At 60.0% G+C, this 22,321-nt stretch carries 27 protein-coding genes; 13 read left to right on the plus strand and 14 right to left on the minus strand.

Features of this window, described 5'->3' with window-relative positions:
* Positions 1 to 120: 120 nt before the first annotated feature.
* Entirely contained in the window at positions 121 to 1,812 is a 1,692-nt protein-coding gene (fadD1, locus tag V6M90_RS11515) for a long-chain-fatty-acid--CoA ligase FadD1 (RefSeq protein ID WP_332846490.1), read from the plus strand.
* Between the two features lie 74 nt (positions 1,813 to 1,886).
* Here fadD1 and V6M90_RS11520 read toward each other — a convergent pair whose 3' ends face one another.
* A complete protein-coding gene (locus V6M90_RS11520; RefSeq protein WP_003175715.1) occupies positions 1,887 to 2,264 on the minus strand; it encodes a hypothetical protein in 378 nt (125 codons plus the stop codon).
* Between the two features lie 200 nt (positions 2,265 to 2,464).
* Here V6M90_RS11520 and V6M90_RS11525 point away from each other — a divergent pair, with 200 nt between their 5' ends.
* From V6M90_RS11525 to def, 3 genes are all read left to right on the plus strand, one after another.
* Positions 2,465 to 2,650: a CsbD family protein gene (locus V6M90_RS11525; RefSeq protein WP_003175714.1), complete on the plus strand. Its 186-nt coding sequence runs from the start codon at positions 2,465 to 2,467 to the stop codon at positions 2,648 to 2,650.
* 181 nt (positions 2,651 to 2,831) lie between these two features.
* Complete coding sequence (locus tag V6M90_RS11530; RefSeq protein WP_003175713.1) at positions 2,832 to 3,776, plus strand: YihY/virulence factor BrkB family protein; 945 nt, start codon at positions 2,832 to 2,834, stop codon at positions 3,774 to 3,776.
* Positions 3,777 to 3,779: 3 nt separating this feature from the next.
* The gene (gene def / locus V6M90_RS11535) at positions 3,780 to 4,319 is read left to right on the plus strand and encodes a peptide deformylase (RefSeq protein WP_003175712.1); all 540 of its coding nucleotides are present in this window, start codon (positions 3,780 to 3,782) and stop codon (positions 4,317 to 4,319) included.
* Here def and V6M90_RS11540 read toward each other — a convergent pair.
* Together V6M90_RS11540 and gstA are read right to left on the minus strand one after the other, a co-directional pair.
* Positions 4,273 to 4,767 (minus strand): GNAT family N-acetyltransferase, encoded by a 495-nt coding sequence (locus V6M90_RS11540; RefSeq protein WP_332846491.1) that lies wholly within the window; start codon positions 4,765 to 4,767, stop codon positions 4,273 to 4,275. The genes def and V6M90_RS11540 overlap by 47 nt on opposite strands.
* Before the next feature lie 233 nt (positions 4,768 to 5,000).
* Positions 5,001 to 5,603 (minus strand): glutathione transferase GstA, encoded by a 603-nt coding sequence (gene gstA, locus V6M90_RS11545; protein WP_332846492.1) that lies wholly within the window; start codon positions 5,601 to 5,603, stop codon positions 5,001 to 5,003.
* A 96-nt stretch (positions 5,604 to 5,699) separates the two neighbouring features.
* On the opposite strand from gstA, the gene V6M90_RS11550 reads away from it, so the two are divergent.
* Positions 5,700 to 6,569, plus strand: coding sequence for a LysR family transcriptional regulator (locus V6M90_RS11550; protein WP_332846493.1), 870 nt, complete (start codon positions 5,700 to 5,702; stop codon positions 6,567 to 6,569).
* A 225-nt stretch (positions 6,570 to 6,794) separates the two neighbouring features.
* On the opposite strand, the gene V6M90_RS11555 is transcribed toward V6M90_RS11550, so the two are convergent.
* The 5 genes from V6M90_RS11555 to gntR all read right to left on the minus strand — a co-directional run bounded on the left by V6M90_RS11555 (position 6,795) and on the right by gntR (position 11,270).
* On the minus strand, positions 6,795 to 7,292 hold the full coding sequence (locus tag V6M90_RS11555; protein WP_078825832.1) for a hypothetical protein: 498 nt from the start codon (positions 7,290 to 7,292) through the stop codon (positions 6,795 to 6,797).
* Positions 7,293 to 7,425: 133 nt separating this feature from the next.
* Entirely contained in the window at positions 7,426 to 8,835 is a 1,410-nt protein-coding gene (locus V6M90_RS11560; RefSeq protein WP_305427698.1) for an MFS transporter, read from the minus strand.
* 15 nt (positions 8,836 to 8,850) lie between these two features.
* On the minus strand, positions 8,851 to 9,486 hold the full coding sequence (locus V6M90_RS11565; RefSeq protein WP_141063309.1) for a glutathione S-transferase family protein: 636 nt from the start codon (positions 9,484 to 9,486) through the stop codon (positions 8,851 to 8,853).
* A gap of 184 nt (positions 9,487 to 9,670) precedes the next feature.
* Positions 9,671 to 9,910: a DUF6124 family protein gene (locus V6M90_RS11570; RefSeq protein WP_332846494.1), complete on the minus strand. Its 240-nt coding sequence runs from the start codon at positions 9,908 to 9,910 to the stop codon at positions 9,671 to 9,673.
* A gap of 328 nt (positions 9,911 to 10,238) precedes the next feature.
* Positions 10,239 to 11,270 carry an HTH-type transcriptional regulator GntR gene (gene gntR, locus V6M90_RS11575; RefSeq protein ID WP_181408585.1) on the minus strand — a complete coding sequence of 344 codons (1,032 nt, stop codon included), beginning with the start codon at positions 11,268 to 11,270 and terminating at the stop codon, positions 10,239 to 10,241.
* 212 nt (positions 11,271 to 11,482) lie between these two features.
* Here gntR and V6M90_RS11580 point away from each other — a divergent pair, with 212 nt between their 5' ends.
* Positions 11,483 to 12,016 (plus strand): gluconokinase, encoded by a 534-nt coding sequence (locus tag V6M90_RS11580; protein WP_003175702.1) that lies wholly within the window; start codon positions 11,483 to 11,485, stop codon positions 12,014 to 12,016.
* A gap of 83 nt (positions 12,017 to 12,099) precedes the next feature.
* Positions 12,100 to 13,452: a GntP family permease gene (locus V6M90_RS11585; RefSeq protein WP_003175701.1), complete on the plus strand. Its 1,353-nt coding sequence runs from the start codon at positions 12,100 to 12,102 to the stop codon at positions 13,450 to 13,452.
* Positions 13,453 to 13,527: 75 nt separating this feature from the next.
* On the opposite strand, the gene alaC is transcribed toward V6M90_RS11585, so the two are convergent.
* Positions 13,528 to 14,745 (minus strand): alanine transaminase, encoded by a 1,218-nt coding sequence (gene alaC / locus V6M90_RS11590; RefSeq protein WP_003175700.1) that lies wholly within the window; start codon positions 14,743 to 14,745, stop codon positions 13,528 to 13,530.
* A 195-nt stretch (positions 14,746 to 14,940) separates the two neighbouring features.
* On the opposite strand from alaC, the gene V6M90_RS11595 reads away from it, so the two are divergent.
* Complete coding sequence (locus V6M90_RS11595; RefSeq protein WP_332846495.1) at positions 14,941 to 15,423, plus strand: GyrI-like domain-containing protein; 483 nt, start codon at positions 14,941 to 14,943, stop codon at positions 15,421 to 15,423.
* Positions 15,424 to 15,468: 45 nt separating this feature from the next.
* On the opposite strand, the gene V6M90_RS11600 is transcribed toward V6M90_RS11595, so the two are convergent.
* Genes V6M90_RS11600 through V6M90_RS11610 form a run of 3 tightly spaced genes read right to left on the minus strand, consistent with a single transcriptional unit; the run spans position 15,469 to position 17,482 of the window.
* A complete protein-coding gene (locus V6M90_RS11600; RefSeq protein WP_003175698.1) occupies positions 15,469 to 16,677 on the minus strand; it encodes a type II toxin-antitoxin system HipA family toxin in 1,209 nt (402 codons plus the stop codon).
* The gene (locus V6M90_RS11605; RefSeq protein ID WP_003175697.1) at positions 16,670 to 16,924 is read right to left on the minus strand and encodes a helix-turn-helix domain-containing protein; all 255 of its coding nucleotides are present in this window, start codon (positions 16,922 to 16,924) and stop codon (positions 16,670 to 16,672) included. The genes V6M90_RS11600 and V6M90_RS11605 overlap by 8 nt, the downstream gene beginning before the upstream one ends.
* Before the next feature lie 42 nt (positions 16,925 to 16,966).
* Positions 16,967 to 17,482, minus strand: a complete 516-nt coding sequence (locus V6M90_RS11610; protein WP_003175696.1) for a GNAT family N-acetyltransferase — start codon at positions 17,480 to 17,482, stop codon at positions 16,967 to 16,969.
* 144 nt (positions 17,483 to 17,626) lie between these two features.
* Between V6M90_RS11610 and V6M90_RS11615 the strand changes: the two genes are divergently transcribed.
* From V6M90_RS11615 to V6M90_RS11630, 4 genes are read left to right on the plus strand one after another with little or no spacing between them, the layout of a single operon-like run.
* Positions 17,627 to 18,031, plus strand: a complete 405-nt coding sequence (locus tag V6M90_RS11615) for a YybH family protein (RefSeq protein ID WP_003175695.1) — start codon at positions 17,627 to 17,629, stop codon at positions 18,029 to 18,031.
* A gap of 43 nt (positions 18,032 to 18,074) precedes the next feature.
* Positions 18,075 to 18,419 (plus strand): YciI family protein, encoded by a 345-nt coding sequence (locus V6M90_RS11620; protein ID WP_003175694.1) that lies wholly within the window; start codon positions 18,075 to 18,077, stop codon positions 18,417 to 18,419.
* A gap of 34 nt (positions 18,420 to 18,453) precedes the next feature.
* On the plus strand, positions 18,454 to 18,930 hold the full coding sequence (locus V6M90_RS11625; protein WP_003175693.1) for an SRPBCC family protein: 477 nt from the start codon (positions 18,454 to 18,456) through the stop codon (positions 18,928 to 18,930).
* On the plus strand, positions 18,927 to 20,138 hold the full coding sequence (locus V6M90_RS11630; RefSeq protein ID WP_332846496.1) for an RNA polymerase sigma factor: 1,212 nt from the start codon (positions 18,927 to 18,929) through the stop codon (positions 20,136 to 20,138). The genes V6M90_RS11625 and V6M90_RS11630 overlap by 4 nt, the downstream gene beginning before the upstream one ends.
* A 66-nt stretch (positions 20,139 to 20,204) precedes the next feature.
* Here the strand turns inward: V6M90_RS11630 and V6M90_RS11635 are convergent, their stop codons facing one another.
* Positions 20,205 to 21,059, minus strand: coding sequence for a LysR family transcriptional regulator (locus tag V6M90_RS11635; RefSeq protein WP_003175691.1), 855 nt, complete (start codon positions 21,057 to 21,059; stop codon positions 20,205 to 20,207).
* An 88-nt stretch (positions 21,060 to 21,147) separates the two neighbouring features.
* On the opposite strand from V6M90_RS11635, the gene V6M90_RS11640 reads away from it, so the two are divergent.
* Entirely contained in the window at positions 21,148 to 21,660 is a 513-nt protein-coding gene (locus V6M90_RS11640; RefSeq protein WP_332846497.1) for a multidrug/biocide efflux PACE transporter, read from the plus strand.
* On the opposite strand, the gene V6M90_RS11645 is transcribed toward V6M90_RS11640, so the two are convergent.
* Positions 21,559 to 22,317, minus strand: a complete 759-nt coding sequence (locus tag V6M90_RS11645; RefSeq protein WP_003175690.1) for an SDR family NAD(P)-dependent oxidoreductase — start codon at positions 22,315 to 22,317, stop codon at positions 21,559 to 21,561. The two genes, V6M90_RS11640 and V6M90_RS11645, sit on opposite strands and share 102 nt — an antisense overlap.
* Positions 22,318 to 22,321 lie beyond the last annotated feature (4 nt).

Raw genomic sequence — 22,321 nt, forward strand, 5'->3', positions numbered from 1 at the left:
GGCGCGCTTTGTGACGTCTCGGCCTGCTTGAAAGCGCCAGATTCACCTTAAAAAAACATACACCAATAATAATCGCATCAAATGCGATGATGAATTCGCGTCGCTGAGGAGTGGGCTTCCATGCACGAAGACTTTTGGAAGGATAAGTACCCCGCCGGGATTGCTGCAGACATCAATCCAGACGAGTATCCAAATATTCAGGCGGTACTGAAGCAGTCCTGCCAGCGCTTCGCCAACAAACCGGCTTTCAGCAACCTGGGCAAGACAATCACCTACGGTGAGTTGTACGAATTGTCCGGCGCCTTCGCCGCGTACCTGCAACAGCACACCGACTTGAAGCCCGGCGATCGAATCGCCGTGCAACTGCCCAACGTTCTGCAATACCCGGTCGCCGTGTTCGGTGCCATCCGTGCCGGCCTGATCGTGGTCAACACCAACCCGCTGTACACCGCGCGGGAAATGGAACATCAATTCAACGACTCCGGCGCCAAGGCGCTGGTTTGCCTGGCCAATATGGCCCACCTGGCGGAAAAGGTCGTACCCAAGACGTCCGTCAAGCACCTGATCGTCACCGAAGTCGCCGACCTGCTGCCGCCGCTCAAGCGCCTGCTGATCAACAGCGTCATCAAGTATGTGAAGAAAATGGTCCCGGCGTATCACTTGCCGCAGGCGATCAAGTTCAACGACGTGCTCGCCAAGGGCCATGGCCAACCGGTCAACGATGCCGGCCCCGCCAGCGGCGATGTGGCGGTGTTGCAATACACGGGCGGCACCACCGGCGTGGCCAAGGGCGCGATGCTCACCCACCGCAACCTTGTCGCCAACATGCTGCAATGCAAGGCGCTGATGGGCTCCAACCTCAATGAAGGCTGCGAAATCCTGATCACACCGCTGCCGCTGTACCACATCTACGCGTTCACCTTTCATTGCATGGCGATGATGCTGATCGGCAACCACAACATCCTGATCAGCAACCCGCGCGACCTGCCGGCGATGGTCAAGGAGCTGTCCAAATGGAAGTTCAGCGGTTTCGTCGGTCTCAACACCCTGTTTGTGGCGCTGTGCAACAACGAAGCCTTCCGCAAGCTGGACTTCTCCGCCCTAAAGGTCACCCTGTCCGGCGGCATGGCCCTGCAACTGGCGGCCGCCGAACGCTGGAAAGCCGTGACCGGCTGTGGCATCTGCGAAGGTTACGGCATGACCGAAACCAGTCCGGTGGCCACGGTGAACCCGATCCAGCATATCCAGCTCGGCACCATCGGCATTCCGGTGCCTTCGACCCTGTGCAAGGTCATCACCGATGACGGCGTCGAGCTGGCCCTGGGTGAAGTCGGCGAGCTGTGCGTCAAGGGCCCGCAGGTGATGAAGGGCTACTGGCAGCGCCAGGACGCCACCGACGAGATGCTCGACAGCGAAGGGTGGCTGAAAACCGGGGATATCGCGATCATTCAGCCGGACGGCTATATGCGCATTGTCGACCGCAAGAAGGACATGATCCTGGTCTCGGGCTTCAACGTGTATCCCAACGAGCTGGAAGACGTACTGGCGACCCTGCCGGGCGTACTGCAATGCGCGGCCATCGGCGTGCCGGACGAAAAATCCGGGGAGCACATCAAGATTTTCATCGTGGTCAAGCCGGGGGCCACCCTGACCAAGGACCAGGTGATGGAGCATATGCGCGCCAACGTCACCGGCTACAAGGTGCCCAAGGCCGTGGAGTTCCGCGATGCCCTGCCGACGACCAACGTGGGCAAGATCCTGCGGCGTGAGTTGCGCGATGAAGAACTGAAGAAACTCGGTCTTAAAAAGTAACGCAATACAAATGTGGGAGGGGCGGTGCGACGATTCGTTGCACCACCCCTCCCACATTTTTTTGTCCTGTGTTTTTACAGGGCAAACTGCGCGAAGTTCACACCCGCACCCGCCGGGCGCACATCTTTCAAGAACGAATCCTTGTCCGCGCTCAGCTCCAGAGTAATCTCCGGCTTGCGCTTGCCGGCATTACGCACCACCAAGCCTTCGAGCTTCTCCCGCAGGAACGCCGTCGGCACCTTCAGGTGCAGCAACTGGTCGGACTCGGCGTTGTGCATCAACAGGTGAATCCACTCGTACTGGCCCACGGCAATCCGCGCCAGCGGCAGGTCGAACCACCAGATGTTGCGTTTGCGGTCCAGGTCGGTGAAGTGGCAGTTGTTGACGCCGAGTACGGCACCGCCCAGTTCCTGGTTTCTGCGGGCGATGGCCTGTGCTTTATTGAGTTTCATAACCTTCCTACGGGATCTGTTATTCAGCGGTATGGCCTGAATGTGCCGGGCATTCTCGTGGGTTGGCTGCAAAACATAAAGCCAAACCTGTTCCTTTCGATGAAATGCCTGCTGAAAATAATTGAAACTCTGCCGAACGGCCTCAGGTCAACTTCTACGTAGTGACCAAAAACCATTTGATTGTTATCAGGAGTCATACCATGGGCAGCACCTCCGATAAGGTAAAAGGCATGGCGAACGAAGCCGTCGGTAACATCAAGCAAGGTGTCGGCAAAGCCACCGATAACGACAAGTTGCGTGCTGAAGGCGTGATCCAGGAGAAAAAAGGCGAGGCTCAGCAAGCCATCGGCAAAACCAAGGACGCGGTCAAAAAAGCCACCGAATAAGTCGCTTCGGCGGGCTCATCCCAGCCGCCCGACGGCCATCCACGGATGGCCGTTTTTGTATCTGGCTGTGCAACTAAACTTTCGAAATTGTTTCAAAGTCGCCAAATGGGCTACTTTGATGTAGAAAACGGCCCCTGAGTCGCCCACGATCTCACCCTCTCTGCGGCGAAAAGGAGACGCTATGATCTTTCCGGTTCTCGATGGTCTCAAGCTGCACAAGGTGCTGGCGCGCACCGTCAAGGAATTCGTCGACGACGAGATGTCCACCTACGCCTCGGCGCTGGCCTACCAGATGCTGTTTTCGCTGTTTCCCTTCCTGCTGTTCCTGATTGCCCTGATCGGTTTCCTGCATTTGCCGGACTTTTTCAGCTGGCTGCGCCTGCAGTCGGAACTGGTGTTGCCGCCCCAGGCCCTGGAGCAGGTCAACCCGGTGATCGACCAGTTGCAGCAATCCAAGGGCGGCCTGCTGTCGGTGGGTATCGTGATCGCGCTGTGGACCGCTTCCGCCGGCGTGCGCCTGATGATGAGCGCGATGAACGCCGCCTACGACGTGGTGGAAGGCCGCCCGATCTGGAAGCGCTTCCCGCTGTCGATTTTCTACACCGTCGGCATCGCCGGCATGCTGCTGGCCGCCGCCGCGCTGATGGTGCTCGGCCCGCAGGTGATGGAATGGCTGGCCGGGCAGATCGGCATGCAGGAATTCGTGGTCACCCTCTGGACCATCGTGCGCTGGCCGCTGATCGTGATTCTGCTGATGTTCGCCGTGGCCCTGATGTACTACGTAATGCCGGATGTCGAGCAGGAATTTCGCTTTATCACTCCAGGCTCGGTGCTCGCGGTGGTGGTGTGGATCGTCGCCTCGCTGGGCTTTGGCTATTACGTCAAGACCTTCGCCGACTACAACGCCATGTATGGCAGTATCGGTGCGATCATCGTGCTGCTGCTGTACTTCTACATTTCTGCCGCGGTGCTGTTGCTGGGGGCGGAGATGAATGCCGTGATCGAACACATGTCGGCCGAAGGCAAGGCGCCAGGCGCGAAGGATTTCGATGAGCCCGCGCAGGAAAAACAGCATGTCTCCGGCCTCGGCCGTGACCACTCCAAGCCCCTCCCTGATGAAGTCTGATCAATGATCCGTGAAATCCTGAAAATGGGCGATGAACGCCTGCTGCGTATCGCCCCTCCGGTTCCGCCGGAAATGTTCGACAGCCCTGAGCTGTGGCAATTGATCGACGACATGTTCCAGACCATGGAGCACGTGGGCGGTGTCGGCCTGGCCGCGCCGCAGATCGGCGTCGACCTGCAACTGGTGATCTTTGGTTTCGAAGCCAGTGAGCGCTATCCGGATGCGCCACCGGTGCCGCAGACCATCCTGATCAACCCGTTGATCACACCGCTCAGCCCGGTGTTGGAAGAGGGCTATGAAGGCTGCCTTTCGGTGCCTGGCCTGCGCGGCGCGGTGAACCGTTACCAGCAGATTCGCTACGAGGGTTTTGACCCAAAGGGCGAGCCCATCGTACGTTTCGCCGATGGCTTCCATGCGCGGGTGGTGCAGCACGAATGCGACCACCTGATCGGTCGGTTGTACCCGTCGCGGATTACCGATTTCAGCAAGTTCGGGTTTATCGACGTGATGTTTCCGGACATGGATCCGACGGCTGACGAGTAACTTGAACACGGCCCTCACGTAGGGGGGTGTGCTTGTTATTCGGTTCCAAACCCATCGCAATCATCGGCTTGTTGCGCTTGTAGCGCACCAGCCGTTCGCTCAGCGACTGCGGCAGCACGGTGTCCTGGGAGAACCCCATGCGCTGATACAACCCTTCCAGGTCCGGATGGCACAGCAGCCACACCGTCCCTTCGCAGGAGGCCACTGCGTGAGCAATCAACCGCGCCGCCAACCCCCGGCCGCGATACTCCGGCGCCACAAACACCCCCGTCAGCCACTGCCCACCCACCACCGGCGTCAGGCACAACCCGGCGACAATCTCGCCATCGCGCGCCACCCACAAACGCCCGCCCTTGAGCGCCTTCATCGATGAATTGTGGCTGCGATAAAACTTGTTCAGCAGCGGCCACAGGGGCTCTGCCAGCAGATCGATGGGTAACTCGGGCATGGTGTTCAGGCAGGCGTTATGAAGGACCAGGGATTATAAGCGCCTTCTGCCGGGCAATAGGTGGTATACCCAATGCTGCATCCCTTCACAGTGGAGTACGCAGCATGGCCAAAGGTATGGATTCAAAGAAAGCCGCGAAGAAAAAACCGGCAAAGACCGCCGATGAAAAACGCGCCGACAAAAAAACCAAGAAGTCCGAGAGCGGGTTGTTCGGGCACTGATCACTGTCGAACTCAGGGATTTTCGGCGGCCAACGCAGCAATCACCGTTGGCCGCTCATTCACTCGCTGTTGAAACGCCGCCAGCGCCGGCCAGTCGCGCAGATCGATCGCGTGAATGTCTGCCCAGCGCAGCACCACGAACAAATACGCATCCGCTACCGAAAACCGTAAGCCCATCAAGTAGTCTTGTTGTTCCAGCGTCTGTACCAGAATCGCAAAGCGCTTGAATAACGTGGTCGTGAACATCGCCTTGATGTCACCTTGGATGGCGCTGTTGAAAAAGACCGCCAACCCGCCATGCACTTCGCTGGCAATAAAATTCAACCATTCCTGCAAACGCACGCGCTCCCAACTGCCATTGACCGGAGCAAGATGAGCGTCGGGTTTCAGGTCGGCCAGGTATTGCAGGATGGCGCTGGCTTCGGTCAGTACCTGGCCATTATCCAGTTGCAGCGCCGCCACATAACCCTTGGGATTAATTTGCAGGAAATCTTCGCCATTGGCCGTGGTTTTTGCCTGGTTGTCGACCCGTATCAGGTCAAAGGGCAGCGCCAACTCCCGCAGCACGATATGCGGGGCAAGAGAGCAGGCATTTGGGGAAAAATACAGTTTCATCAGGGGCAGCTCCTTAGGATTTGCGCCAGTCTTGCGGGCATGCCACCGTGGGTAAAATTAATTCTTCAGCGCCCAGCCATAAGGACAGCGACTGCCATGATGAACCTGATGCACTGGCGCCTTTTGGTGGCCGTGGCCGACCACGGCAGTATCACCGCCGCCGCCGAGCGCGTGGGCATGACCCAATCCGCCGCCAGCCAGGCCATGGCCGGCATGGAGGCGGCCTTGGGGGCGCAACTGTTTACCCGAGCTCCGCGCAACACTTTGCCTACCGCTCTGGGGCTGAGTGTGATCGAACAGGCTCGGGTGATGCTGAACGCCTTGCAGACGATCCGCAGCACGGTAAATCAAGCCCGGCCCATGCTGCGTGGGAGTCTTCGCATCGCCAGTTTTCCCAAGGTTCTGGCTAAGTTTCTGACGCCGCAGTTGCAGCGTTTCGCGCAGCTGTATCCGGGTATCGAAGTCACTTCTCTTGAGGTGACCGACAACGAAGTGAACACCTTGCTTGATGCCGGCCTGATTGATCTGGGCGTAGTGCTCAACCCCGCGCCTGAGCGCAACGCCTCATTTCTAGGGCGTGACCTTTGGCTGGCTGTGTTGCCCACGAACCATCCACTGGCACAGCGCCCGGCGGGTGCCAGCGTGTCGTTGGAAGAACTGTTTCAACAACCCTTTGTGCTCGCCACCGGAGGTTGCACCGCCAATGCCCGCAGCCTTGGCGCCGAGGCCGGTCTGGCGCTGCGCGATATCCGCGTGCAAGTGCGCGAATGGAGCAGCGCGTTCAGCCTGGTGCGTGAAGGTGTGGGGGTGACCTTGGTCCCGGAAATGACCTTGCCTATCCAGCGCCTGGGCTTGCGCGTGATGCCGTTGACGGTGCCGGTGCAGCGAGAATTTGCACTGGTGGCAACACCACAACGCTCGCCATCCTCCAGTGCCCGTGCCTTGTTGCAAATGCTGGCTGAATAGCCGCCTTGCGTAGCGCAACCCCCTGTCGCCGCTTTGGTAACCTGATCAAGGTGGGAGCTGGCTTGCTTACGAGACACACAGGTATCTATACGTCTTCCGGTGAGCGAAAAATCTATGACAGATGGGCCGCTCACCACAGGAGGATTTTCAGCTTTTAAAATTGTGTAGAGACTCATGGCTATCGCTGCAGGCAAGCCACCTTCCACATTGAGTCAGCGGTGCGGCTCAGATCGCCGCCAGGGTCTCTTTCACCGCCTGTGCCTGCGGGTCGACCGTCTTCGCCGCTACCTGCTGCTCTTGCTGCTGCTTGAGCCGCTCGGCCACTTGCTTGGAAATAGCATCCTGTTTTTCCTGCGACATATTCTGCACATCCGCCTCGGTCAAGCCCTGCTCCTTGAGCAACTGCTCACGAATCCGCTCGGCCGGGGATTTGCTCATGTAGTCGGTGAACTCGGCGCGTGCGCCCGAGGCGGAACTGGTCGCCGGCACATCGCTGGTTGATGCGCTGGTCTGTAACTGCACACGGGTCTTGGCGAAGGCTTCGTCGATACGGTCGGTCGCCTTGTCCAATTCCTTCTGCACGGCCGGCACGGTCACGCTTTGTTGCACTGCTTGCAGGGCTCCGCTGTACAGCGCACTGGCGGCGGCGTTGGCGGGGTCCATGTCGGGCCGCTTGATCTGTTGCACCGTCGACACGGCTTGGGTGTTGTTGTTAACCAGCATGATCGGTCACCTGGGGAAATGTACGGTGTAACTGCTGGAGCAAATAGCGTGCCGGGCGCAAAACTCCCGTATCTGTTGGGAGGGGAGTGGCCGTCGCGGCAAGTATTGTCCCGCAGGCGGCCAAGCCTTGCCGTCAATGAGCAATATTTTCCAACGCCAGGTTACGCGTACGCGGCCCGAACCAACTGATGGTGATCATCACGATCAGCATACTGCTGGCGATGAACGCCAACACGCCTGGCGTACCCAGGTGTTCGAGGATAAAACCGATCAACAGGCTGCTGAACACCGTCGACAAGCGGCTGAACGAGTAACAGAACCCCACCGCCCGCGCGCGGATATTGGTGGGGAACAGTTCGCTTTGGTACGAGTGATAACTGAAGCTCAGCCAGGCATTGCAGAAGGTGATCATCACCCCACACACCACCAGACCTACCGCCGTGGTTTGCAGGGCGAAGAGGCTGCCGAAGATCACCGCGCCCATGGCCGAACCGACGATCTGCCACTTGTTCTCAAAGCGGTTGGCCACCTTCACGAACAATAACGGCCCCAACGGGTAGGCGAGGGTGATGATGAAGGCATAGAGCAAACTGTGGGTCACGCTCACGCCCTGACCCGACAGCAGCGCCGGCAGCCAATTGCCGAAGCCGAAGAAGCCGATGGCCTGGAATACATGGAACACGATCAGCATCAGCGCGCGGCGCCGGTACGGGGGCTGCCAGATATCGGCGAAACGGCCGCTGCCCTGCACGCTGACGGCCTCCGGTTCGGGTTTATCCAGCGGTTTGCCATGATCCTTTTGGCAGCGTGTTTCCAGGCTGTCCATGATCGCCCCGGCTTCTTCAAAGCGGCCTTTTTGCGCCAACCAGCGCGGTGATTCCGGCAAGCGCTTGCGCAGTTGCCAGATAAACAGCGCAAACACCGCACTGCTCAGCACCACCCAGCGCCAGCCGGAAACCCCGAACGGCGCCTGGGGCACCAGCCACCATGACATCAACGCCACTGCCGGCACCGACAGGAACTGGATGAAAAACGCAAAGGCAAACGCCGAACTGCGCATGCGCTTGGGCACCAGTTCCGAGAGGTAGGCGTCAATGGTCACCAGTTCGATGCCCAGGCCGATACCCACCAAAAAACGCATGCAGATAATGCCCAGGGCGGAGGTCTGGATGCCCATCAGCACCGTGGCGACCGTGTACCAGATCAGCGCAAAGGTGAAGATCGCCCGGCGCCCGAAGCGGTCGGCAATCGGGCTGAGCAGGCTCGCGCCGAGGAACAGGCCCAGAAAGGTCGCCGAGGCGAACGCCGCCTGGTCGGAGAAGCCGAACACGCCTTCGCTGCCGGTGTGGAAGATCCCGTCGCTGATCAGGCCGGGGCTGATATAGGCGGTCTGGAACAGGTCATACAGCTCGAAAAAACCACCGATCGACAACAGCGCCACCAGGCGCCAGACGGTGGCGACGGCGGGCAGACGATCGATGCGGGCGCTGATATGGGCGGCACGGATGGGGTCGATGCCGTCGGTGGCAGAGAGTGCGGGCATGGCGGGAACGCTCAGTCAGTTATGGCCGTCGAGGGCGAAGGTCTTGAAGCCTTGATGTTGGCTGAGGCGTTCGTAATAGGCTGCGATGGCGGGGTAGGGCGGATGCTCCATGGGGGTCATGCGCCAACGGTGCACCGAAAGGCCGATGAGGATGTCGGCCAGGGTGAATTCCTCGCCGGCTACGTAGGCATTGGTGCGAACAAGCTGTTGTTCCAGCAGGCCCATCTTGTCGTTCCAGGCATGTACACCTGCCTTGATGCGTTGCGGGTCCTGATAGTCGGGGTTGCGGCGCACCAGGGCATGGAACGCGTAACCCCACGACGGGTTGAGTTCGGTGGCCTGCCAGTCCATCCACTGCTCCACCCGCGCCCGTGGCGCGGGTTCGGCAGGCAGCAGGTCATAACGTTGGTACAGGCCGACGAGGTAGCGGCAGATGGTGTTGGATTCCCACAGCACGCCATGGTCGTCGATCAGCACCGGGATTTGCGCGTTGGGGTTCAGCGCGAGAAATTCGGGGGATTGGGTGGGTTTGAAGCCGATGCCCCAGTCGTCCTGGTGCGTGTAATCGATGCCCAGTTCGAGGCAGGTCCAGAGTACTTTGCGCACATTGATGGAGGAGGTGCGGCCGAGGATTTTCAGTGAGTGGCCCATGGTGGTTCCCTGGCATTTGGAAAATGATCAATCTAGCAGGGGATAGGCAGCTGCGCGATATCTCAAGTGGGCACGGTTGAACATATGGGAGGGGCTGTTCGACGATTCGACTTGCTCCCGATAGCGGTGCGGATTACCTATAGCGGGAGCAAGCCCCCTCCCACATTATGACCGAGTAAAGGTCTCAACAGCGCGGTGTATGTTGGTCCATGGCTTTGCCGACCAGCAAGACGGACAGCTCGCTCAGTTGATGAATGGCCAATGCAACATCACGCTGTTTACCACTGAGGTCATTGGACAGGTCAAGCAACAAGGTACTGACGGAACACACGGTTTCGTAGCTGTTGATCAGCAGGGTTTCGGTGGAGACATCGGGAATGACGGTGAAGAGGGTGGTTAGCGGCGTATCGATTTCTTTGATCATTAGAGCATCCTGATAGGAGCCTTCACCGTATCGCTACTAAACAATGGGTGGCAGCTGTACGCAGGTTAGTAGACCGGTGGACACTCAAAGCCGGCGCATCCGAAGATGCCCTACGCACAGCCGCCATAAAACAGAAAAGGCTCGTGCACTAAGAGTGACCAATAGTCGGGCTACTAAACCCGATCACCGAAAAATTCAGCGACCGACAAACCTTAAAGACCGCCACCCAGGCGCACAAGCCGGCGGATTCTGACGTATGCGTAGGCAGTGGAGCAAGGCGCTTACTGCAATGTCAGCCCGGTCCTACAGGCGTCCTACCTATTGAAGTTCAGGTGCTCTCCCGCACCTGCAACTCAAACCCCATGTCCACCACCGGCTTGGCGATCTTGTTGCCCGCCATGATCGTCAACAAGTGCTCCGCCGAACGCCGACCAATCGCCTCCCGTGGAGTACTGATGCTGCTCAGGCGCGGCACCATGAATGACGATGCGGGCAAGTCGTTGAAGCCCAGCACCGCCACGCGCTCGGGTACGTTAATGCCGTGGCGCATGGCTTCCAGCAGCGCGCCCTGGGCCAGGTCGTCGTTGCCGAAGAAGATCGCGTCCACATCCGGATGCGCGGCCAGCAGTTGCAGGAACAGCTCACCGCCCAGGCCCACGGAAGAAGGGCGCGGCGTCAGCAATTCCAGCGCCGGGTCGTACTTGCCTGCCTGTTGCAGCGCCCGGCGGAACCCTTCGCCGCGCAGCAAGGTGCGTTGGTCCAGTTGTGCGCCGATATAGGCCAGGCGTTTGCGCCCACGGGACAGCAGATGCGCCGCCGCTGTTTCGCCCGCGGCCAATTGCGAGAAACCCACGCAGTTCACGCCCGCATTCGGGTCCAGGTCCATCATGTACACGCAGGGCACGTTGCTGGCCTCGACCATTCGTCGGGCGCTTTCGGTGCGATCGAAGCCCGTCAGCAGCAACCCCCGCGGCTGGTAAGCCATGTAGTTGCGCAGCAGGTTTTCTTCTTCATCACGCGAATAGTGGAAATTGCCGATCAGCACTTCGAAGCCCTTTGGGCGCAGCACTTGGTGAATGGCTTCGAGGGTTTCGATAAACAGCAGGTTAGACAACGACGGCACCAATACCACCACCGAATGGCTCTGGGCCGAGGCCAGGGCGCGGGCGGCGGGGTTGACCACGTAGTTGAGTTCGGCGGCGGCGTGCTGGACTTTTTCGACCAGCTCAACGGCCACGGTGCTGATGCCGCGCAAGGCGCGCGAAGCGGTAATCGGGCTGACGCCGGCCAGACGGGCGACTTCATTGAGGGTCGGGCGACCCGTGGTGCGCGTATTTTTATCGTTCTTGGAGGTCATCAGGCGGCTTGCCAAACAAAAATCGAGGCACTAAGGTAGCGCTGTCTCCAAATGGCTGCAAATTATTGAACTTTGGGTTGCCTGACTCGGTTCAAATGATTGGAGCGGATGCACGCGTCACTCCATAAAAATGACAAGACGGCGCGGGAAAAGCCTGTTTTTGCACTCGCCTTAGGGCATGCAAAGGTAGCGCTATCTGCGTCTTGAGGTGTTTCATGAGTCAACCTGTTACCGCCCTGGTCATCATGGGCGTCGCCGGCTGCGGCAAGACCAGTGTCAGCGAGGCCCTGTGCCGGCTGAACGGCGCCACTGCCATTGAAGGCGACAGCTTCCACCCCGCCGCCAACATCGAAAAGATGAGCGCAGGCCACCCCCTCAACGACGACGACCGCGCCGGCTGGCTGGACATCCTCTGCGATGAACTGCGCCGCTCTCTTGAAGCCGGTGAACATCCGGTGCTCACCTGCTCGGCCCTGAAGAAAAAATACCGCGACCATCTGCGTGAAGCCGCGCCGGGCCTGGGTTTCGTCTTTCTGGAACTGACCCGTGAAGTGGCCTCGGACCGTGTGTCCCATCGCCCCGGCCATTTCATGCCGGCAAGCCTCATAGACAGCCAGTTCGCCACCCTCGAATCGCCCAAGGGCGAGCCGCTGACCCTGGCCCTCAACGCCAGCGAAGACAGCGTCGAGGAACTGGCCAGGCAAACCAACGCCTGGTGGCTCAAGCACGGCTTTGAACCAACTCATTAATTTTTTGCCGGAAAAGATAGCGCTGTCCCCGGCAGGAAGTTCAACACCCGCTTTAATAACAACAACAAACAGGAGAGACCCCCATGTTTGGCATGTCCCACGAGTCGTACCTGCTGTTAGATGCAGTCGTCACCATCATTGGACTGATCGTTCTGATCACCAAGTTCAAGGTTCACCCTTTTATTGCGTTGATCATCGCGGCCGGCTTCCTGGGCCTGACCTCGGGCATGCCCGTGGACAAGATCATCAAGGCGTTCCAGGACGGTTTCGGCGGGGTGCTCGGCTTTGTCGGTATCATCCTCGCGCTGGGTACCATGCTCGGCAAGATGATGGCCGAGTCCGGCGGTGCCGATCAGATCGCCCAGACCCTGATCCGCGCCTTTGGCAAGGAGAAGGTGCAGTGGGCCATGATGTTTGCCGCGTTCCTGGTGGGCATCCCGCTGTTCTTCGAGATCGGTTTTGTACTGTTGATCCCGCTGGTGTTTATCGTTGCGCGCCGCACTGGCGTGTCGCTGATCAAGATCGGCATCCCGCTGCTCGCCGGCCTGTCGGCGGTGCACGGCCTGGTGCCGCCGCACCCGGGTCCGCTGCTGGCCATCGGCGTGTTTGGCGCGGACATCGGCAAGACCATCCTGTACGGCCTGATCGTCGCACTGCCGACCGCCATCATCGCCGGCCCGATCTTCGGTACGTTCATCGCCAAGTACATCCCCGGCAATCCGTCCCAGGAGCTGGTCGACCAACTGGCCCGCGAGACCGATAACAAGTCGCTGCCAAGCTTCGGCATTACTCTGGTCACCGTGCTGTTGCCGGTGTTCCTGATGCTGCTCAAAACCTTTGCCGACATCGCGTTCGCCGAAGGCAACGTGGTGCGCAACTGGATGGACATGATCGGTCACCCGATCACCGCCTTGCTGCTGGCGCTGTTGCTGTCGCTGTACACCTTCGGTACCCGTCAGGGCATCCACGCCAAGCAGATCCTCAAGCTGCTCGACGCCAGCCTGGCACCCACCGCCGCGATCATCCTGATCATTGGCGCCGGGGGCGGCTTCAAGCAGATGCTGGTGACCAGCGGCGTGGGCGACGTGATCGGCCATATGGCGGTGAACGCGCAGATCAACCCGATCTTGCTGGCATGGCTGGTGGCGGCGGTGATTCGTGTGGCCACCGGTTCAGCGACCGTGGCGACCATCACAGGCGCGGGCATTGTGGTGCCGGTGGTGGGAATGATCCCTGGGGTCAACCGCGAATTGCTGGTGCTGGCGACGGGGGCGGGTTCGTTGATCCTGTCTCACGTCAACGATGCGGGGTTCTGGCTGGTGAAACAGTACTTCAACATGACTGTGGCCGAGACCTTCAAGACCTGGACGGCGATGGAAACCATTCTGTCGATCGTGGCGTTGATCTTCATCATGCTGCTGTCGTTGGTGGTGTAAGCCACACCACCAGACAAATGTTGGAATGCAATCAAATGTGGGAGGGGGCTTGTCCCCTCCCACATTTTGACCGAGTTAGGCCCCAGTTTTTGGTGCCAACCCATCCGCCCTGAACATCCCGCGAATCCCCCGCACCGCCTGGCGAATCCGGTCCTGGTTTTCGATCAGCGCAAAGCGCACGTGATCATCCCCATACTCGCCGAAGCCGATGCCCGGCGAGACACACACCTTGGCTTCCAGCAGCAGCTTCTTGGCGAATTCCAGCGAGCCCATGGCGGCATACGCCTCCGGGATCTTGGCCCACACGTACATCGACGCCTTCGGGTTCTCGACCATCCAGCCCAGTTCATGCAGGCCCTTGACCAGCACATTGCGGCGTTGGCGGTACTGCTCGGCGATGTCTTTCACGCACTGCTGGTCGCCTTCGAGCGCCGCAATCGCCGCCACCTGCAGCGGGGTGAAGGTGCCGTAGTCGTGGTAGCTCTTGATGCGGGCCAGGGCGTTGACCAGTTCCGGGTTGCCCACCATGAAACCGATGCGCCAGCCGGCCATGTTGTAGCTCTTGGACAGGGTGAAAAATTCCACCGCAATGTCCTTGGCGCCGGGCACCTGCATGATCGACGGGGCTTTCCAGCCGTCGTAGACGATATCGGCGTAGGCCAGGTCGTGGATCACCAGCACGTCGTACTGCTTGGCCAGCGCAATCACCCGCTCGAAGAAATCCAGCTCCACGCACTGCGCGGTGGGGTTGGACGGGAAGCCGAGGATCATCATTTTCGGCTTGGGGATCGAGCCACGAATCGCCCGCTCCAGCTCGGCGAAGAAGTCCACGCCCGGAACCAGCGGCACCGAACGCACCTGCGCGCCGGCGATCACCGCACCGTAGATGTGAATCGGGTAGCTCGGGTTGGGCACCAGCACGGTGTCGCCCTGGTCCAGGGTGGCCAGCATCAAGTGCGCCAGGCCTTCCTTGGAACCGATGGTGACGATGGCTTCGGTCTCGGGGTCGATGTCCACTTCGTAACGGTCTTTGTACCAGCGCGAAATCGCGCGGCGCAGCCGTGGGATACCTTTGGACGTGGAGTAGCCGTGGGTGTCTTCACGCTGGGCCACTTGCACAAGTTTTTCGACGATGTGCGGCGGCGTGGCGCCGTCGGGGTTACCCATGCTCAAGTCGATGATGTCTTCGCCGCGCCGACGCGCAGCCATCTTCAGCTCGGCAGTGATGTTGAATACATAAGGGGGGAGTCGATCGATGCGCGCAAAGCGGCGCGGCGAACCTTGGTCGGCCATTGTTGCCTCGAAGTACGTAAGCGCCCGGAACCGTCCGAGCGACGTCGGCCACTGCGGTGGCCTGCGGGGCAGACAATACGGTCGATGATGGCCAGTTGTCCAGATGCGTAGGAAAATTTTCTGCTTGGAGCAGCGTGTGCAAATGCCCCTATACTCGATCCGGGTTTGTTCCCTCATAAGAAGGAGACTGTTCGTATGGATCAGCAGACAAGACAACCGCTCGAGCCGCGCATGGAAGCAGGCAAGGCCTTGGTGATCGCCGGGGTAAAAGGTCGTTATTCGAAGGCCACCATCGGCGATATTCCACAGCTGTGGGAGTTGTTCGACCGTTGCAGCAAAGACATCAAAGAACGTGTCGGCGGTGTCACCTATGGGGTTTGCCATAACCCCCACCACGGCGAATTCGATTACATGGCCGGCGTGGAAGTCCCGGCCAAAAGTGCTGTGCCGAGCAACTTTGAAGTGATCGAAATTCCACCGCTCAACTATGCCGTGTTCGCGCATCACGGCCCGGTGCAGGCGTTGGAACAGACCTACGAGCGCATCATGTTCGAGTGGTTGCCGCACTCGGGCTACAAGGTGATGGGAGCGGATTTCGAGCGCTACAGTGCCGATTTTGATGTGCACAAAGGCACGGGAACGGTCGAGATCTGGTTGCCGGTGGGGGAGAGGGGCTGACAGCCCTCATGCAGGCGCTGGCTTGCCGGCGCCTGAAGAGGCGCGTCAGCCGCCAAAGCTGCGTTGGTAGACCTCAGCCGATTGCCGTATGGCTTTTGCCACTTCAGGCGCTGACCGGCAGTAGTCGTCTTCGCGCTTGAGCACGACTTCAAGCGTCTGGAGCAACGCCTGGATGCGGGTTTCAGGATTGTCGACTTCGCAGGTTTTGGCAAATTCGAGGATGCCAAGGCGCGAGGCGAATAGGGATTTATTTCCGCTCAGGTCCAACGCCAGTGCATCCTCGGGGATGTAGGCGGTGGTGTTTACAATGTCGTAGGCAGGCGCCAGTCGCGTATCCGATTGCACTGGATCGCTGTAGAGCACGCCGAAGTTTTTCAGATGTGCATCGCCATTGCCCACGATGCAGCTCAGCGCCACGCTATCGAACAATTGAGCGAGTGAGCTGCGTTGATGTGCCGGGGCGCAGAACACACGCACGGCCTTGGCAATGGCGGCGTAGCTCTTGCTGTATTTCTGCTCGGCAGACAGACCCATCAGGGTGGTCATGTCTTCAAAGCCCAACGGGTTGAGCTGCTCGTCTCGGTCAAAGCGCCGCATAATGAACAGTTTGTGGTTCTTCGACAGGTAAAACGGCGGCACCGGAAGACCTGCATCCCGGGCAATGGACATGCACAGGTATTCATTGATGGCCAACCCCGGAAACTCGTCGCGACCGCTCTTGATAATCAGGTCGTCTGTTTTCGAGGTGAATTTCTGCTCGGGTGTCTGTGGTTTTTCCGGCACCAGCACTTTGGGCTGCACACCAGAAATGCCTGCCCGCAAAATGTAGCGATCCACCAAGTCGGCGAACAAATCTTGCGCACCGTCCCAGGCGAGAATCTCGTCCAGGTTCTCGCCTGTGGTCGAGGGGCTGTTGCGTTGGAGTAATCCGTTCACTTGCTCAGAGGATACGAACACTCGGCCAATCGGCGCACTGCTGCCTGACAATGCCAGTAACAGCATCGGGTCGACCTTCATCGTTTTGGCGAGGCGATTGCGCAATTGCTCCAGAACGTAGCCTTCCGGCAGGTTCATCTGGAAGATGGGATGAAGGTCTCTGCGACGATACTCCTCCGTTCGAACAGGCATAGACAGGCTTACTGCGCTTTGTGCCTTTGCTGAGTCGCTGTATCGAAACAGGTAGTCGTCAGCGCTGAGCAACACACTACCGCTGTCTCCTTGAGGGGTACGCACACGGAGCGTTGGGCTATTCATCGAACAAATCCTCTAATTCCTCCAGCGTCGGCAGAGTCACGGGTACCAATTTGACCTCGCTGCCCAAGGCCGCCATCACACGGGCGTAAGCATTCATGGAAACCGAGGGGCTTCCTTGTTCAATTTCAATCAGTTTCTGCCGGGTAATGCCCGCAAGCTTCGCCAGGTCCGCCTGTTTATAGCCGCGGTTGAGGCGCATGGCGCGGATTTGATGGCCGAGTCGTTGGGTAATAACGGAGGTATCCATGTTACGTATTCGTTACTTTTAATAGGTTAAGTCATATATACGTTACATCGCGTCAGTGTCAACGGTGGCCCGACCAAACACCCAGCTCAAACGCCGCTCATAGCCAACTCGCCCTTTGTAAGCCTCCCCGCAATCCACCCACCCCAGCCCCAGATACAAGCCCATCGCCGCCACATTGTCCGTATCCACCGACAACTCCAATGCCTTGATCTGCGGCCAGGCCTCAAGCGCCACCGCCGGCAACGCCTGCAGACACGCCTTGCCGAACCCACGGCCTTGTTGGCGGCGATCCACCTGCAAGGCATGCAGCGTGGCGCTGTGCTCATCGGCCCAATGGGGCAGGCACGGCGGACGTTTGAGCAGGAGGAAGGCCACGGGGAGGTCGCCGGCCAGCAGCGCAAAGCCTTTGACGCCGGGGCTGGGTTTGGCCAACAGGCTATTGAGGGTGCAATACATATCGCCGCAAAACGGCAACTGTTCAGGGTGGACTTCGAGGGCGCTGACCTGCTGTTTCTGTACGGCGGTCAGCGTTTCGTAGGCGACTAGGCGGGTGTGCATGGGAGTGGCCGAGCGGCTGCAAGTAAGGCCGCAGTCTATCGGGTTTGGTGGGGGCGAAATTATTTTTCAGTGCTCTGTCGATTCGTCCACGGCGCGTTCGACTAAGGGTGTCTTCCATGATTTTCCATCCCAGGAGTCAACGCCATGAGCACTGCAATCAACACCCTGATCGAACAATGGAAACATGCCGTACTGGCCCGCGATATCGACAGGATTGTCAGCTATTACGCCGACGATATCGTCTCGTTCGACGCCGTGACCGCCCTGCAGTTCAAGGGCAAGGCCGCTTACCGTGCACACTGGGAGGCGTGCATGGAGCATTGCCCGGGCCCCGGTATTTTCGAGTTCCACGAACTGCGCATTGTGCAGGCCCAGGACAGCGCATTTGCCCACTGGCTGGCGCACTGCGGCGGTGGCGACAAGACTTGCTGGATGCGCGTCACCGCCGGTTATCAGCGTTTTAATGGTGAATGGAAAGTGGTGCATGAGCATTGGTCGGCACCGTTCGACATGGAGAAAGGCACCGCGCTGTTCGACCTGAAACCTTGAGCATCGCGAACTATAGTCATGAGTTCAGAAAACGGAGAACACCATGAAATACCTGTGCCTGATCTACAGCAACGAACAGGTGCTGCACACCTCGCCCGACAGCCCTGCCGACCCTGAATGTTTCGCTTACGCCCAGGCCATCCAGGCCAGCGGGCGCATGCTCGCGGCCGAGCCGCTGGAGTCGGTGAGCACCGCCACCACCGTGCGTATGCGCAACGGCAAGTTGTCGATCACCGACGGGCCGTTTGCCGAAACCAAGGAACAGCTCGCCGGCTTTTACCTGATCGAGGCCAAGGACCTCAACGAAGCGATCCAGGTAGCCGCTGGCATCCCGGCTGCCCGGGTCGGCAGTGTGGAAGTGCGCCCGGTGCGCGAATTGAATCTCTGAGCACAACAAACCCAATAATCAGGAGGTTTATCCCATGTCCCTGCAACCTGCCGAATTTGAACTGTCCATCAGCAGACTGATCGACGCACCGCGTAGTCGGGTGTTTCGCGCCTGGACCGACCCCACGCTGCTGCAACAATGGTGGGGCCCCCACGGCATGACCACCCCCGAGTGCGAAATGAACCTGTGGGTCGGTGGGCTGTTTCGCACTCTGATGCGCGCGCCGGATGGCAGCGAGTACCCGACCCAGGGCGTGTTTTTGGAGATCGACGCGCCCAACCGGCTGGTGTTCACCGATGCGTTCAAGCCGGGCTGGATCCCCTCGGGCAAACCCTTCATGAGCGCCGAGGTCACTTTCCAGGAGCAGGACGGCAAGACCCTCTACACCGCCCGCGCCATGCATTGGAGTGCCGAGGACAAGCAGGCCCATGAAGCCATGGGCTTTCACGACGGCTGGGGTCAGAGCCTCGACCGTTTGGTGAAGCTGGTGACCGAGGACCTGCGCGATTGACGCCGCAGATCGAGGCGATCTACCGCAGTGAATCGCGGCGCGTGCTCGCCACCCTGATCCGTCTGCTGGGGGATTTCGACCTCGCCGAAGACGCCCTGCACGAGGCGTTCTTCGTCGCGGTCGAACGCTGGCCGCAGGACGGCATGCCAAGCAACCCCCGCGCCTGGCTGGTCTCTACCGGGCGCTTCAAGGCCATTGACCGCCTGCGCCGCCAGGCGCGGTTTACCCCGCTGTTGCAGGCGCAGGCCGACGCATTGGAAGCGGCGCACTGGAGCGTTGACGACGTGGAAGACGACCGCCTGCGCCTGATGTTTACCTGCTGCCACCCGGCACTGGCCGCCGATGCCCAGGCGGCGTTGACCTTGCGTGAGATCTGCGACCTCACCACCGAGGAAATCGCCCGGGCGTTTCTCGTCACGCCCACCACCATCGCCCAGCGCATCGTGCGGGCCAAGGGCAAGATCCGCGAGGCGAAAATCCCCTATCAAGTGCCGTCGCTGGTTGAGCTTCCAGAGCGCCTCGACAGCGTATTGCGCGTGATTTACCTGGTGTTCAACGAGGGTTATTCGGCGTCCATCGGTGCCGACCTCACCCGCGAAGAACTTACCGGCGAAGCCATTCGCCTGGCGCGCTTGCTCATGGAGTTGTTGCCGGAGCCGGAAGTCATGGGCCTGCTGGCGCTGATGCTGCTGCACGAATCCCGCCGTGCGGCGCGTACCTCGGCCAGTGGCGAACTGGTGTTGTTGGATGAACAGGACCGTTTGTTGTGGGACGCGTCCTTGATTACTGAAGGCTGCGCGCTGGTGGAACGCGCGCTGACGACACGCCGCTTCGGCCCCTACTGCCTGCAAGCGGCAATTGCGGCGGTGCATGCCGAGGCGCCGAGCGCAGGGCAAACGGATTGGCCGCAGATTGTCGGGCTCTACGATGTATTGCTCAGGGTCCAGCCGTCGCCGGTGATCGAGTTGAACCGCGCGGTGGCGCTGGCCATGCGCGATGGGCCGTTGGCGGGGCTGCTAGAGGTGGAAGCGATTCTGACGCGCGGCGAGTTGCTCGATTACCACTTGGCTTACTCGGCGCGCGGCGAGTTCTGTCGGCGGTTGGGACGGGTTGAAGACGCGCGCGCAGCGTACGAAAAAGCCCTGTCCCTGACCCGACAGGCCCCGGAACAGCGCTTTCTCCAGCAACGTCTCGCCGAACTCCAGTAGCCCAGTCAAGGCAGATCAAACTGTGGGAGGGAGCTTGATCTGTATTCTCAGGAAGGGCAGTGCTCGTCACTCCAACATCTTGCCCAACAACCAACTCCCCGCCGGCCCCGGTGCATGGTGGCGTGACCACAGTGCATCCACCGCCACCGACCGCGGCCAACTGCGTGCGGTGAGTTCGACCAGTTGCCCGCCGCCAAATCGCTCCACCAGCCAGCGCGGAATCGGTGCCCAGCCGAATCCCAGTTGCGCCATCTCCATCAGCATCAGGTAACTGGGCGCCGACCAGACGCGGCCGCTGGCGCGGGTTTCGTTGGGGTTGATGATGCTGGCCAGGCGCAGCTCGCGGTGTTGTTGCAGGGCGTGTGCGGTGATGGACTTGAGCGCCGCCAACGGGTGTTTCGGCGACACGAACAGCGCAATTTCCGTGCGCTCATCCACGGTCGCGCAGGTCAGGTCCGGCGGGTAAACCTCCTGATGCTCAATAAACGCGATCTGTGCCCGGCCGCTCTGCACCAGGGCGATCAGGTCTTCGCACTCGGCAATCAAACATTCGAGTTCAAGGTCCGGATAGCGCTGTTCAAACGCGCTGAGCGCACGCTCGAAACGGTCGGACTGGTACGTATCGGACATGGCGATGGTCAGCTTCGGCTCCAGGCCCTGGGCCAACTGACTCGCCGCCAGCGCCAGGCGGCTGCTGGCCTCCAGCACGTGCTCGGCGCGTTGCAGCAGCACATGGCCGGCCGGGGTGAGCGTCGGCTTGCGGCTGCTGCGGTCGAACAACAGCACATCCAAGTCAATCTCCAGGCTGGCCACCGCTGCGCTGACGGTGGACTGGCTCTTGCCCAATGTGCGCGCCGCCGCGGAAAACGAGCCTTGCGTCGCCGCCTGGACAAATGCCTGCAGCACTTCGTGAGAGGCCATGACTATCGCCTTGATCGATGGTTATTGGTTATGAAGTATCGAGTCAAAGGGTAATGATGGCAACCTTCCTCACTCACGGAGACGGGTCATGAGCCCTAGCAAATCCCTCACTGAACGCGTGTGCCAAGCCATCGGTTTCGAAGCCCTGGCGTTGTTGATCTGTACGCCGCTGCTGGCGTGGATCATGGACAAGCCCGCGCTGGAGATGGGCATGGTCACCCTGGCGATCAGCCTGATGGCGTTGACTTGGAACGTGATTTTCAACGGCCTGTTCGACCGCCTCAAGGCGCGCCTGCAACTGACCAACAACGCCTGGACCCGCGTGCTCCATGCGTTGCTGTTCGAAGGCGGGCTGATCCTGGTGTGCGTGCCGTTGATCGCGGCGTGGCTGAAGATCAGCCTGTTGCAGGCGTTTATCCTCGACATCGGCGTACTGCTGTTCTTCCTGCCGTACACCTATGTGTATCACTGGGGCTATGACGTGCTGCGTGAAAAGCTCCTACAAAAACATACCGCCCGAAGCCTCGATCCGTTGGCCGGTGATCCAGTGGCTGCCGTCGGCCAACAGGCTGGCGATGGCCCCGCCAATGTCATCCGGTAAACCGGCGCGGCCCAGGGCGGTGTTGTTGGCGACCATCGTGTTGAGGCTGGCGTTGTCGCGCACGGCGCCGCCGCCGAAGTCGGTCTCGATGGCGCCGGGAGCGAGGATGTTGACGCTGATGCCACGCCCGCCCAATTCCTTGGCCTGGTAGCGGGTCAGCACTTCCATCGCGCCTTTCATTGCCGCGTAGGCCGCGTAACCGGGCAGGCTGAAGCGTGCCAGGCCGCTGGAGACGTTAAGGATGCGGCCACCGTCGCGGATCAACGGCAACAACTGTTGGGTCAGGAAAAACGGCCCCTTGAATTGGATCGCCACCAGTTGATCGAACTGCTCCTCGGTGGTTTCAGCGAAGCTGGCGTGAATGCCGATACCGGCGTTGTTGATCAGAAAATCGAAGTGATCCTGTGCGAAAACATCCTTCAGCACGCCGGCCACGTCGCCGACGAAATCGCCAAAAGTCGCGCTCTGGCTGACGTCCAGCTTGAGCATGGCGGCGCGGCCACCCAACTGTTCGATCTGTGCCACCAGGGCCTGCGCTTCATCGGCCTTGCTGTGGTAAGTGCCAATGATGTCAACGCCTTGTGCGGCCAGGTGCAGTGCGGCGTTCTTGCCCAGGCCACGGCTGGCGCCGGTGATGAGTGCGATTTTACGGGTCATGGTG

Origin of the sequence: Pseudomonas lactucae, assembly GCF_036688725.1 — a bacterium.
GTDB classification, from domain to species: Bacteria; Pseudomonadota; Gammaproteobacteria; order Pseudomonadales; family Pseudomonadaceae; genus Aquipseudomonas; species Aquipseudomonas lactucae.

Coding starts and splice junctions, on each gene's coding strand:
- fadD1 (WP_332846490.1), top strand. CDS start 121: ATGCACGAAGACTTTTGGAAGGATAAGTACCCCGCCGGGATTGCTGCA.
- V6M90_RS11520 (WP_003175715.1), bottom strand. CDS start 2,264: ATGAAACTCAATAAAGCACAGGCCATCGCCCGCAGAAACCAGGAACTG.
- V6M90_RS11525 (WP_003175714.1), top strand. CDS start 2,465: ATGGGCAGCACCTCCGATAAGGTAAAAGGCATGGCGAACGAAGCCGTC.
- V6M90_RS11530 (WP_003175713.1), top strand. CDS start 2,832: ATGATCTTTCCGGTTCTCGATGGTCTCAAGCTGCACAAGGTGCTGGCG.
- def (WP_003175712.1), top strand. CDS start 3,780: ATGATCCGTGAAATCCTGAAAATGGGCGATGAACGCCTGCTGCGTATC.
- V6M90_RS11540 (WP_332846491.1), bottom strand. CDS start 4,767: ATGCCCGAGTTACCCATCGATCTGCTGGCAGAGCCCCTGTGGCCGCTG.
- gstA (WP_332846492.1), bottom strand. CDS start 5,603: ATGAAACTGTATTTTTCCCCAAATGCCTGCTCTCTTGCCCCGCATATC.
- V6M90_RS11550 (WP_332846493.1), top strand. CDS start 5,700: ATGATGAACCTGATGCACTGGCGCCTTTTGGTGGCCGTGGCCGACCAC.
- V6M90_RS11555 (WP_078825832.1), bottom strand. CDS start 7,292: ATGCTGGTTAACAACAACACCCAAGCCGTGTCGACGGTGCAACAGATC.
- V6M90_RS11560 (WP_305427698.1), bottom strand. CDS start 8,835: ATGCCCGCACTCTCTGCCACCGACGGCATCGACCCCATCCGTGCCGCC.
- V6M90_RS11565 (WP_141063309.1), bottom strand. CDS start 9,486: ATGGGCCACTCACTGAAAATCCTCGGCCGCACCTCCTCCATCAATGTG.
- V6M90_RS11570 (WP_332846494.1), bottom strand. CDS start 9,910: ATGATCAAAGAAATCGATACGCCGCTAACCACCCTCTTCACCGTCATT.
- V6M90_RS11580 (WP_003175702.1), top strand. CDS start 11,483: ATGAGTCAACCTGTTACCGCCCTGGTCATCATGGGCGTCGCCGGCTGC.
- V6M90_RS11585 (WP_003175701.1), top strand. CDS start 12,100: ATGTTTGGCATGTCCCACGAGTCGTACCTGCTGTTAGATGCAGTCGTC.
- alaC (WP_003175700.1), bottom strand. CDS start 14,745: ATGGCCGACCAAGGTTCGCCGCGCCGCTTTGCGCGCATCGATCGACTC.
- V6M90_RS11595 (WP_332846495.1), top strand. CDS start 14,941: ATGGATCAGCAGACAAGACAACCGCTCGAGCCGCGCATGGAAGCAGGC.
- V6M90_RS11600 (WP_003175698.1), bottom strand. CDS start 16,677: ATGAATAGCCCAACGCTCCGTGTGCGTACCCCTCAAGGAGACAGCGGT.
- V6M90_RS11605 (WP_003175697.1), bottom strand. CDS start 16,924: ATGGATACCTCCGTTATTACCCAACGACTCGGCCATCAAATCCGCGCC.
- V6M90_RS11610 (WP_003175696.1), bottom strand. CDS start 17,482: ATGCACACCCGCCTAGTCGCCTACGAAACGCTGACCGCCGTACAGAAA.
- V6M90_RS11615 (WP_003175695.1), top strand. CDS start 17,627: ATGAGCACTGCAATCAACACCCTGATCGAACAATGGAAACATGCCGTA.
- V6M90_RS11620 (WP_003175694.1), top strand. CDS start 18,075: ATGAAATACCTGTGCCTGATCTACAGCAACGAACAGGTGCTGCACACC.
- V6M90_RS11625 (WP_003175693.1), top strand. CDS start 18,454: ATGTCCCTGCAACCTGCCGAATTTGAACTGTCCATCAGCAGACTGATC.
- V6M90_RS11635 (WP_003175691.1), bottom strand. CDS start 21,059: ATGGCCTCTCACGAAGTGCTGCAGGCATTTGTCCAGGCGGCGACGCAA.
- V6M90_RS11640 (WP_332846497.1), top strand. CDS start 21,148: ATGAGCCCTAGCAAATCCCTCACTGAACGCGTGTGCCAAGCCATCGGT.
- V6M90_RS11645 (WP_003175690.1), bottom strand. CDS start 22,317: ATGACCCGTAAAATCGCACTCATCACCGGCGCCAGCCGTGGCCTGGGC.